We start from the raw sequence: 10,008 nt of genomic DNA on the forward strand, positions 1-10,008 counted from the left end.
CTGGGTGGTTTAACTGTTCCTTCAATGTTAATGAACTCCAAGCGCTACCGAACCAAACCCGCCGTCCAAGCGCCCAAGCCGCCCTTCATATTCACCACATTGAACCCTCTTTCCCCAAGCAGTTCACAAGCCAGCCCGCTGCGGCTGCCGCTTCTGCACATGACTATCGTCTCCCGCTTCGGATCGAGTTCAGCCAACCGTTCCAGCAATTGACCGAGCGGGATATGTTTAGCTCCCTTGATATGACCTTCTGCCCATTCGGCAGGCTCGCGGACATCCAGCAGTTCAAGGGATTTCTCCGTTTTCAAAAGCTCGGCAACCTCCCGGGGCAGGATTTCCTTCGAAACTTTAAATGACATGATTACTCCTCCTTCTTATGTGGAAAAATACGGTGATTTCAAAATAAACTTGATTTCTTAATCACTATATCATAATATTACGATATAACGATGTTGTCAAAGGAAGGTGATCAATCCCATGGATAATAATTTCAAGGCCTATAACCAAACGGCCGATATTCTTAAAGCCCTGGCCCATCCGGTCAGATTATGTATTCTCAGAGGCCTTATTGAGAAAGGCAGCTGCAATGTTTCTTTTATGCAAGATTGTCTGGATCTGCCCCAATCCACTGTGTCCCAGCATCTCCAGAAACTCAGATCCCTCGGCATTGTAGAGACTGAACGCAATGGACTGGAGATCATTTATTCTGTCAAAGACGAGAAAATCAAGCAGCTGATTCAGCTGTTCCTATAAGGAGGACGTATTCATTATGAGTAAAAAAGTACTAATCGTCGGCGGGGTTGCTGGTGGCGCCTCAGCCGCTGCCCGCTTGCGGAGACTGGATGAATCTGCCCATATCGTCATGTTCGAACGCGATCCGTATATTTCTTTTGCCAACTGCGGGCTTCCCTATTACATCGGCGGTTCTATCCAGGAGCGTTCCAAGCTGCTAGTTCAGACTCCTGAGGCCATGCATAAACGTTTTAATATCGATGTGCGGATTCAAAGTGAAGTTGTCTCCATCGATCCCGTGAACAAGAAAGTCCTAGTGCAGAGCAAGGAACAGGGCGCCTACGAAGAGAGCTACGATGCCCTAATCCTCTCCCCCGGAGCAAAACCTATTATTCCACCATTGCCTGGGATTAACCATCCAAATATTCATACGCTCCGCAATATTCCAGATACGGACCGGATTAAAGCCAAGGTAATGGAGCAAGGCACTACTTCTGCAGTGGTCATCGGCGGAGGGTTTATCGGGGTTGAAATGGCGGAGAACCTTAGAGAAGCAGGGCTTACTGTCACGCTGGTCGAAGCAGGTCCGCAGATTCTGGCTCCTTTTGATCCGGAAATGGCTTCCGGGCTGTCCAAAGAACTGGAAGACCAGGGAATCAATCTGATCCTGTCCGATTCGGTGCAGAGCTTCGCAGAATCCGGAGATCAGATCGAAGTCTCCCTGGCCAGCGGAACGGTTGTTAAAGGCGAGATGGTCCTGCTGGCGATCGGCGTCTCACCTGACACAGCTTTTCTGAAAGACAGCGGCCTGGAATTGGGTCCACGCGGACATATTATCGTTAATGAACGTATGGAGACCAACGTGGAGAATATCTATGCAGCGGGTGATGCCGTAGAGATCGTAGATTTCGTTAATGGCAACAAAACTGCAATTCCTCTGGCGGGTCCCGCTAACAAGCAGGGCCGGATTGCAGCAGATAACGTCTGCGGTCTCGGTACAACCTATAAAGGATCTCAAGGAACCTCGATTATCAAAGTATTCGGTTTGACCGGCGCCTCCACCGGCAGCAACGAGAAGACGCTTAAGCGACTCGGAGTTCCGTATCAGGTGGTTTATGTGCATCCGAACGCCCATGCCTCTTACTATCCCGGTTCTACCCCGATCTCCTTGAAGCTGATTTTTGATGACAAAAAGGGAACAGTGCTCGGAGCGCAAGCTGTCGGCTATGACGGTGTGGACAAACGGATTGACGATATCGCCACCGTTATCCGGTTTAGAGGTTCGGTTACGGATCTAACGGAGCTTGAACTGTCTTATGCGCCGCCTTATTCCTCTGCGAAGGATCCGGTTAATATGGCCGGTTATACCGCAGAGAACGTTCTGCAAGGATTGACGAACGTATTTCTTCCGGCAGACTTGGAGCAAAGAGACCTGCAAACTACACTTCTGGTAGATGTACGCTCAGAGCTGGAGCATGCGGGCGGACATATTGAAGGCTCCCTTAGCATCCCGGTGGATGAACTTCGCGGACGCCTGTCTGAGCTCGATCCGTCAAAAGAAATCTGGGTGTACTGCCAGGTTGGACTTCGCGGGTATACAGCTTCCCGGATTCTGGCTCAAAGCGGTTTCCGCGTGAAGAATCTTACCGGCGGTTTCAAGACGTATCAAATGAGCAGATATATCCCTGCGCAAAAAAAGGGCAGTGGCACGGCAATTGCAGCTAAGCCTCCTACACCGGCAGCCGTTGCTACTCCTCCAGCTTTAAAGCCCGATGCCGTTCTCGACGCCTGCGGCCTGTGCTGTCCAGGACCACTGATTCAGGTGAAGCAGAGTATGGATCAGCTGCAGGAAGGCCAGCTACTGAAAGTGACCGCCTCCGACCCGGGCTTCTATGAAGATATCAAATCGTGGGCTAACATGACACGAAATACTTTGATGCAGTTGACCAAGCAGCCGAACGGGTTGATCGATGCTTATCTGCGCAAGGGAATATTCACTGCTCCAGACAGAACAGCTGAAATTTCTGCCGCAGCACCAGCTCAGACTGGTTCTACTGCATCCGCCGCCGCACCACTACAGCCGGCGGCTGGACATGACGCAAGCACCATGGTCGTCTTCAGCGGCGACCTGGATAAGGCAATTGCCGCCTTCATTATCGCCAACGGAGCGGCAGCCAGCGGCAAAAAAGTCACAATGTTCTTCACTTTCTGGGGCCTGAATATTCTTCGTAAAGAGGAGAAGATTCATGTGAACAAGAGCTTTATGGGCAAAATGTTTGGCCTGATGATGCCGCGGGGGAGCCGCAAGCTCTCCCTCTCCAAAATGAACATGATGGGTGCCGGCCCGCAAATGATTCGTTCTCTAATGAAAGATAAGAATGTGTCCTCCCTGGAGGAGCTGATCCAATCGGCAGTAGACCAAGGTGTCGAAATCGTCGCTTGTCAAATGTCCATGGATCTCATGGGTATTGCCCGTGAGGAACTGGTGGACGAAATCTCTGTCGGCGGTGTTGGTTATTATCTCGGTCAAGCCGACCACACGGGGCATAATTTGTTCATCTAAAAATGAAGCGCAGCAGCCTGTCTATAAAGACAAACTGCTTCGCTTTTTTCGTTCTGCTTTAGATCATTTTTTTTCCATATTTATTTTATTGTAGAACTCATTGAAATCCCCTGCGTTCAGCGGCTGCGAGAACAGAAAGCCTTGGCCTTCCGTGCAGCCCAGCTGCAGAAGAGCGTTCTCCTGTTGCTGTGATTCAATACCCTCCGCGATAATATTCATATCCATGCTCTGGGCTAAATGGATTATGGTCGATAATACCTTATAATCCTTGTGATTCTCGTCGGTTTCACTGATGAAGGAACGGTCGATTTTCATCGTATCTATCGGAAGCCTCTTCAGATAGCTCAGGGAGGAGTACCCCGTTCCGAAATCATCAATGGAGATCGTGAAGCCTAGCTCCTTCAGCTGGAACAGAATCAACAGACTTTCATCCGCCCGCTCCATAATGCTCTCCGTGATCTCCAGCTCCAGATAATGAGGTTTCACTCCGGTTTCATCCAGAATTCTCATAATCTTAAATATCAGGTTCTTATCATAAAACTGCCGAATGGATAGATTAATAGAGAGCGGCAGCAAGGAATGGAACTCTTCCTCCCATTTCTTCAGCTGTCTGCAGGCTTCACGGATAGCCCATTCCCCAATCGAAACAATAAGCCCCGTCTCTTCTGCGATCGGTATAAATTCAGATGGGGAGATCGTGCCGCGCTCGGGATGGTTCCACCGACTTAATGCTTCGGCGCCCGTGATTCTGCTGGTGATCAGATCATATTTAGGCTGATAATAGAGCTCCAGTTCATTCCGCTCAACCGCATGGCGGAGCGCATTCTCAAGAACCCGCTTATGATTAATAATCTCATTCATTTGTGGCATAAAGAACCGGAAAGTATTCAGTCTTTTTTCTTTGGCAAAATACATCGCCGTATCTGCATTTTTAATCAGCGTCTCCAGATCCTCACCATCTGCCGGATAGAGACTGATCCCCATGCTCAGCGTGATGATGACCTCATACGTATTATTGAGATGTGCAAAAGAAAACGCATCTACGATAGAACGTGCGGCAGCAGCAGCTTCCTCCCTGGTGACCTGTTCCAGAATAATCGTAAATTCGTCCCCGCCAATCCTTGATACGGTACCGGATGAGCCAACGATGCTGGACAGAAGGTCGGCTGTATTTTGTAGCAGCGTATCGCCCACATCATGCCCCAAGGAATCATTCACAAATTTAAACCGATCCAGATCAATGAACATGACTGCCAGACTCTCTTTGAGGCGTTTCCCGCGAAGGATCGCTTTTTTAAGACGGTCCCTGAACAATCTGCGGTTAGGCAGCCCGGTCAACATATCATGCAGCGCATTATATTTCAGTTGGTCCTCATAGCGCCTACGCTCACTCATATCTCTCAATACCAGCACTACACCGATGACCTGCTCCTCCGGATCAATAATGGGCGCAGCGCTGCTATCAATTGTAATCTCTAAGCCATACTTATTAACCAGAAGGGTATTGTTCTCACTAGAGGCCATCGTTTGTTGACGCAGAGCTTGATAGACGGGATTCTCGATGTCTGCTCTAGTGTCCTCGTTGATTAATTCGAACAGATCCAGAATATCGAGACCCTCCGCATCGATAAAACTCCAGCCTGTGATCGTTTCAGCTACCGGATTCAGGAACGTCACTTTCCCCTTTTGATCTGTAGTTATTATGGCATCACCAATGCTGTTTAGTGTAGTAGCCAGCAGCTGCTCACGGTCTCGGTACAGCTCCTCTTTACGTTTCTGGTCAGTAATATCGGTACGAATGGCAATATACTGAAACGGAACACCATCTGCTACAAATGGAACAATAGTCGTGGTCACCCAGTAGAACTCGCCATCTTTTCTCCGATTCTTCACATCTCCCCGCCAGATGTTACCCGCAGAAATCGTCTGCCACATCTCCCGAAAAAAAGTCTTGGGGTGATATCCGGAGTTAATGATCCGATGCGTCTTTCCGATCAACTCTTCTCTCGAATACTTTGAAATCTCGCAAAACCGGTCATTCACATAGGTGATAATCCCACGGGCATCTGTTTTGGCTACAATGGTCGACTCATCCAAAGCATACTGGATATCTGAAAGCTCTTTAAGTGTATGCTTCAACTCTTCCTCCACCAGCTTTCGTTCCGTAATGTCCGAGCGGATGGCCGTATACTGATATGGTTTCCCGTCTCTGATAGAAGGCACAATGGTAGTCTCAACCCAGTAATACTCGCCGTCCTTTGCCTTATTCTTCACTTCACCCCGCCAGATGTTACCTGCAGCAATGGTCCGCCACATCTCCCGGAAAAATTCCTTAGGGTGATAGCCGGAATTAATGATCCGATGCGTCTTTCCAATCAATTCATCACTGGAATATTTGGAGATCGCACAAAATTTATCATTCACATAAGTAATAACACCTTTAGCATCCGTTTTGGCAACAATTGAAGACTCGTCCAACGCATACATAATGTCATCCAATTCAAAAAGAGAGCGCTGCGTTTCATCCGCCGTATGTTCACGATTTTCACGATTGTGATCTTGGTCAGAAAACATGTTCATTGTCATCAGCACCTCGCATGAATGCATGTATTCTATTATTATTTAAAATTTTAACATACTTTTTGGAAATAATATAGAATCCAATGTGATCCGTATGAAATCGTAAATAAAAAGAGAAGAGACCTGTAACCCCCTACAGTCTCTTCTTCGTTCTGTACGTTTTTTATTACTGAAAATCCTCAAACTAACTCATATACAGCTGCAGCAGAAATGGAAGATTTATAAAGTGGAAATTCCGGAGTCCGAAGCTTCTGGAGAGTTTTAAGCGCTACAACTCCAAACCAAACCGCTTCAGTTCAACAAAAATCCCTTCCAGTCGCTTTCCCTTGTCCGTCAACGTGTATTCTACTCGAGGAGGTACTTCCGGATATACCTTTCTCTCTAGTAATCCGTTCTCTTCTAATTCCTTAAGTCTGAGCGAGAGCGTCTTCGGACTTATTCCCTCCATAGATTTCAGCAGTTCGCTGAATCGCAGGGTGCCTTCGATGAGCAGATCACGGATGATCAAAAAAGTCCATTTGGTCCCGATCACATCAAGTGTCTTGGCAATAGGGCAAGGTTCACCCGGAACCCCTTTGTTCAGTTGAACGGGTTCTGAAACTTGCATAGAAGCATCTCCTAGAAATTATTTAATTTAGCTATCCCAATCATAGCACAACACTTCCCTAAAGGAAACTGTGTGATATTAATATCACTACTTCCCAAAATGAACCTAAACTGTCTACAATACTGGCATAAGGTTTCAGGAACTTACTAACTTGATAGGGTCCAAATTCCAAAAATACAGGAGGAAAGAACATGTTAAACCAACAAAAAATCGTTATTATCGGAGGCAGTTCGGGAATTGGATTCGAAACGGCCAAGCAGGCTCTCGCTTTAGGTGCAGAAGTAATCATCGCCAGCCGCTCCGTAGATAAATTGCGCACAGCACAGGAGAATTTAGGCTCAAATGTTCAGGTTAAGGTGCTGGATACGACTGATGAAGAGCAAGTACAGTCTTTCTTTGAGCAAATTGGCCCGTTCGATCATCTTGTCATCAGTGCTGCGGAGACATCCGGCGGGCCTTTTCTGGAGATGGACACCGCCCAGGCGCGGAATCTGTTCGAGAATAAATTCTGGGGTCAATATTATGCGGCAAAATACGGAGCATCAAAAATTTCACCTAACGGTTCGATTACCTTTTTTTCCGGAGTTGTCGCTTATAAATCTATGATCGGTTCATCGGTGCTCGGAGCTGTCAATGCAGCTGTCTCAAACCTAAGCCAGACCCTGGCTCTGGAGCTCGCTCCACTCCGGGTAAATACCGTATCACCGGGCATTATTGATACGCCTTCACGCAGTAAGATGCCTGAAGAAGCACGTAATCATTTTTACGCGACGGTTGCTGGCAAGCTTCCTGTAAAGCGTGTCGGAACAGCGGAGGATGTCGCTCAGGCTGTCCTTTACCTGATCCGAAATGACTTTGTAACAGGAACGGTTCTCCATGTGGAGGGCGGGCATCTTTTAACCTAGACATCAATTAGCTCATCACCATTATTCCTGCAAAAGATACAATCCAAAGCATGGGAATAAGATTTACGGCAATGGCTGTTCGAGGTCTGCGCTTACGGACGATCCAGGCTGTAAGCGAGCAGGCCAGAACAGCCACCGGAAACAAGCTGATTAGTACAAAGAAAAATGAGTTCCAAAAGAATATTCCGCTATCAAATAACATAAAGGACATCAACCAGATGATGATCCAAGCCACTAAACAAGCTGTGTAAATAACTTGTGAAATAATCAGAAACGGCTTCATTCTCACACCACTCCTCCATATGAACTAAATACGCAGCCCTATCAAAGTTATAGCTCCGAGTCGCAATCTCCGGACAACCATTCCTCTTGCAGCAGCTTCCTAAGCAGCTTCACATTCTCATCCCCGATGACCTCTGCGATTTGCTGATCCAACTCTCGTTTGGTCTGTTCCATGCTTTCGTTATTGGCTTGACCGGTGTCAGTCAGGACGATGTGTTTATCCCGTGAGTTCCCTTTCACCTCTGTCATCTTCACTAATTGTGCGGATAATAATCCTTGTATACACTTATGTGCACCTTGCCGGGATATACCGATCAATCTGCTGATTTCAGAAATCGTCAGCATACCATTCTTCTTCAGAACCGCCAAAATATGCGCTTCCGTTTTGTTGATTGGCTGCCCGTTGCTCTCATGAAGCCGCTTGCGAAGCTCTAAATGCTTATCACTAATTAAATCAATAAGGCTTATGCTTAGGGTTACTTTATCGTATTCCATACTTTTATCTCCCGTTCTTTTCGTCAACCAGGTTGACAAAGTTAAGGTAATATCGTTATTATAATTCAAGTGTACGTCGAATAACAGTTGAGATAAAGGAGCTTTAATATGGGGAGAAATAAAAAAGAAGCGTTGGTATTTACTTCGATAATGTGTTTTTTCATGGTGCTGGTGATGTGCTTTTATAATGTGATCTTGGTCCAAGGGTTATCCGGTTCTGTGTTTAAAGAGGTGGGCATTGCCATTCTTCCGGCGTTAGCCATTGCACTTATCTTAGATGTGTTCGTGGTCGGCAAGGTCGCCAAAGGTCTCGCCCATAAGTTAATTAAAGCTACTGACCCGGTTATAAGAAAAGTTCTCACGATCTCTTTCTTTATGGTCAGCGGTATGGCTCTGTGCATGTCCTTATTCGGTTCCCTCATGCATTATGGATTCAGTAGTGATGCGCTGAGCCGCTGGCTGCCGACCTTCGGGATTAACTTCATCTTTGCCTTACCGCTTCAAATGCTTCTGGTTGGCCCATTGACCCGTTTCCTCTTTATAAGAATTTATCAATGAAATCAAGCACTTTATTGACATTCTCCTCCGTTTCAAATTCGGGTCCACCATGCCCCGCCCCCTCAAGCAATTCCAGACGAACGTTCTCATTTCCAATCATATCTACTAGCTTATTGTAGAAAATAACGGATTGTTGAGTTGGAATAATGAGATCCTTCGTACCATGTTGGATAAAAAAGGGCGGTGACTGCTTAGAGATATAAGTCTCGGGATTAGCCGCCTTCACTTTATCCGGAACCTCGGTGATGGTACTGCCCAACAGGATAGATTCCGCCGAATCAGCAGCATTATGAATCTGCAGTCCTTTCACACCGCTCTGCTCAAACAGCTCGTCCATGCTCAGGAAATCCGTCGGCCCGAACCAATCGACTACAACCTGAACATCGCACGGGAATGCTGTATTCCCCGTATCTTCAAAAAACTTGTGATGAGCTGAAGTCCCCGCCAAAGATACCAAATTCCCTCCTGCGGAGCCCCCCCATAGGGCTATTCTGCTTGCATCCAGCTGATACAGCTGGGCATTGGCTTTAATCCACCAGATCGCAGCCTTAACATCCTGAATTTGAGCCGGGAATATGGCTTCTCCGCTTAAACGGTAATTGACGGAGACCACCGCATATTGTCTTTTGAGCCCTTCTAGCATTGGCTTCAGTTGGGTATCCGCCTTATCCCCCATCATAAACGCGCCACCATGAACAGCCATAATAACCGGAAAAGGGCCATCTCCGTTTTCAGGCCAATAAATGTCCAGCTTTTGTGATTCTGATTCAGAGCCATAAGACAGGTCAAGCCGCTTGCGCTGAATATGATCCGTATTCATTAGTTCATCCGACATTATTGTTCATATCCTTTCGGCAATACATATGAGAAGTTTAAGAGTAAACTGTACCCTTAATCCTGCATGTTTCCTGCTTTAAGATTAATCTGGAGTAACGGAAACGTCCAGTCGATTCATTATCCTAGAACTTTTTTCACGTGAACTCAGCTCCGATTAGGGATGCGCTGTTGCACTTCTGGTTAGAGGCTGCAGGTTATGAAGACGTTGGTTCTCTTAACCGGTTCAATCTGACCAAAGATGGCAACCATGGTGGAGCCTGTGCTTCTCACTTATGTTTTATGATATTCGAGTTTCCCGGCAAACCACGAGTAACGAGATCCGTTGAAACTATTAACGGGCTATTAGTTATATAATACAAAAAAAACCACTGCTGAGTGATCAACAGTGGTTCTTCGTTGCTTGGCGGCGTCCTACTCTCCCAGGACCCTTCGGTCCAAGTACCATCGGC

General features: G+C 46.9%; 10 protein-coding genes. 4 read left to right on the forward strand and 6 right to left on the reverse strand.

Going from position 1 to position 10,008, the window contains the following annotated elements:
- Positions 1–44: 44 nt before the first annotated feature.
- On the reverse strand, positions 45–359 hold the full coding sequence (locus ACAN55_RS18835; RefSeq protein WP_379136303.1) for a rhodanese-like domain-containing protein: 315 nt from the start codon (positions 357–359) through the stop codon (positions 45–47).
- Between the two features lie 118 nt (positions 360–477).
- Between ACAN55_RS18835 and ACAN55_RS18840 the strand changes: the two genes are divergently transcribed.
- Both ACAN55_RS18840 and ACAN55_RS18845 read left to right on the forward strand, forming a co-directional pair.
- The gene (locus tag ACAN55_RS18840; protein WP_379136305.1) at positions 478–753 is read left to right on the forward strand and encodes an ArsR/SmtB family transcription factor; all 276 of its coding nucleotides are present in this window, start codon (positions 478–480) and stop codon (positions 751–753) included.
- Between the two features lie 16 nt (positions 754–769).
- On the forward strand, positions 770–3,295 hold the full coding sequence (locus ACAN55_RS18845) for an FAD-dependent oxidoreductase (protein WP_379136308.1): 2,526 nt from the start codon (positions 770–772) through the stop codon (positions 3,293–3,295).
- Between the two features lie 63 nt (positions 3,296–3,358).
- Here the strand turns inward: ACAN55_RS18845 and ACAN55_RS18850 are convergent, their stop codons facing one another.
- Complete coding sequence (locus tag ACAN55_RS18850) at positions 3,359–5,875, reverse strand: sensor domain-containing protein (RefSeq protein ID WP_379136311.1); 2,517 nt, start codon at positions 5,873–5,875, stop codon at positions 3,359–3,361.
- 268 nt (positions 5,876–6,143) lie between these two features.
- Positions 6,144–6,482 carry a winged helix-turn-helix transcriptional regulator gene (locus ACAN55_RS18855; RefSeq protein WP_379136313.1) on the reverse strand — a complete coding sequence of 113 codons (339 nt, stop codon included), beginning with the start codon at positions 6,480–6,482 and terminating at the stop codon, positions 6,144–6,146.
- Positions 6,483–6,673: 191 nt separating this feature from the next.
- On the opposite strand from ACAN55_RS18855, the gene ACAN55_RS18860 reads away from it, so the two are divergent.
- Complete coding sequence (locus ACAN55_RS18860) at positions 6,674–7,387, forward strand: SDR family oxidoreductase (protein ID WP_379136315.1); 714 nt, start codon at positions 6,674–6,676, stop codon at positions 7,385–7,387.
- A gap of 7 nt (positions 7,388–7,394) precedes the next feature.
- On the opposite strand, the gene ACAN55_RS18865 is transcribed toward ACAN55_RS18860, so the two are convergent.
- Positions 7,395–7,670: a hypothetical protein gene (locus tag ACAN55_RS18865; protein ID WP_379136318.1), complete on the reverse strand. Its 276-nt coding sequence runs from the start codon at positions 7,668–7,670 to the stop codon at positions 7,395–7,397.
- A 47-nt stretch (positions 7,671–7,717) separates the two neighbouring features.
- A complete protein-coding gene (locus ACAN55_RS18870; RefSeq protein ID WP_379136320.1) occupies positions 7,718–8,164 on the reverse strand; it encodes a MarR family winged helix-turn-helix transcriptional regulator in 447 nt (148 codons plus the stop codon).
- A 108-nt stretch (positions 8,165–8,272) separates the two neighbouring features.
- Here ACAN55_RS18870 and ACAN55_RS18875 point away from each other — a divergent pair, with 108 nt between their 5' ends.
- Positions 8,273–8,722, forward strand: a complete 450-nt coding sequence (locus tag ACAN55_RS18875) for a DUF2798 domain-containing protein (RefSeq protein ID WP_379136322.1) — start codon at positions 8,273–8,275, stop codon at positions 8,720–8,722.
- Here the strand turns inward: ACAN55_RS18875 and ACAN55_RS18880 are convergent.
- A complete protein-coding gene (locus ACAN55_RS18880) occupies positions 8,703–9,557 on the reverse strand; it encodes an alpha/beta hydrolase fold domain-containing protein (protein ID WP_379136324.1) in 855 nt (284 codons plus the stop codon). The two genes, ACAN55_RS18875 and ACAN55_RS18880, sit on opposite strands and share 20 nt — an antisense overlap.
- Positions 9,558–10,008: the final 451 nt, after the last annotated feature.

This window comes from Paenibacillus oryziterrae, assembly GCF_042610485.1.
Taxonomy (GTDB): domain Bacteria; phylum Bacillota; class Bacilli; order Paenibacillales; family Paenibacillaceae; genus Paenibacillus_AQ.

Bases quoted from the DNA above. Each gene is read 5' to 3' on its own strand.
- ACAN55_RS18875 (WP_379136322.1), top strand. From the start codon at position 8,273: ATGGGGAGAAATAAAAAAGAAGCGTTGGTATTTACTTCGATAATGTGT.
- ACAN55_RS18855 (WP_379136313.1), bottom strand. From the start codon at position 6,482: ATGCAAGTTTCAGAACCCGTTCAACTGAACAAAGGGGTTCCGGGTGAA.
- ACAN55_RS18870 (WP_379136320.1), bottom strand. From the start codon at position 8,164: ATGGAATACGATAAAGTAACCCTAAGCATAAGCCTTATTGATTTAATT.
- ACAN55_RS18860 (WP_379136315.1), top strand. From the start codon at position 6,674: ATGTTAAACCAACAAAAAATCGTTATTATCGGAGGCAGTTCGGGAATT.
- ACAN55_RS18850 (WP_379136311.1), bottom strand. From the start codon at position 5,875: ATGAACATGTTTTCTGACCAAGATCACAATCGTGAAAATCGTGAACAT.
- ACAN55_RS18840 (WP_379136305.1), top strand. From the start codon at position 478: ATGGATAATAATTTCAAGGCCTATAACCAAACGGCCGATATTCTTAAA.
- ACAN55_RS18845 (WP_379136308.1), top strand. From the start codon at position 770: ATGAGTAAAAAAGTACTAATCGTCGGCGGGGTTGCTGGTGGCGCCTCA.
- ACAN55_RS18865 (WP_379136318.1), bottom strand. From the start codon at position 7,670: ATGAAGCCGTTTCTGATTATTTCACAAGTTATTTACACAGCTTGTTTA.
- ACAN55_RS18880 (WP_379136324.1), bottom strand. From the start codon at position 9,557: ATGTCGGATGAACTAATGAATACGGATCATATTCAGCGCAAGCGGCTT.
- ACAN55_RS18835 (WP_379136303.1), bottom strand. From the start codon at position 359: ATGTCATTTAAAGTTTCGAAGGAAATCCTGCCCCGGGAGGTTGCCGAG.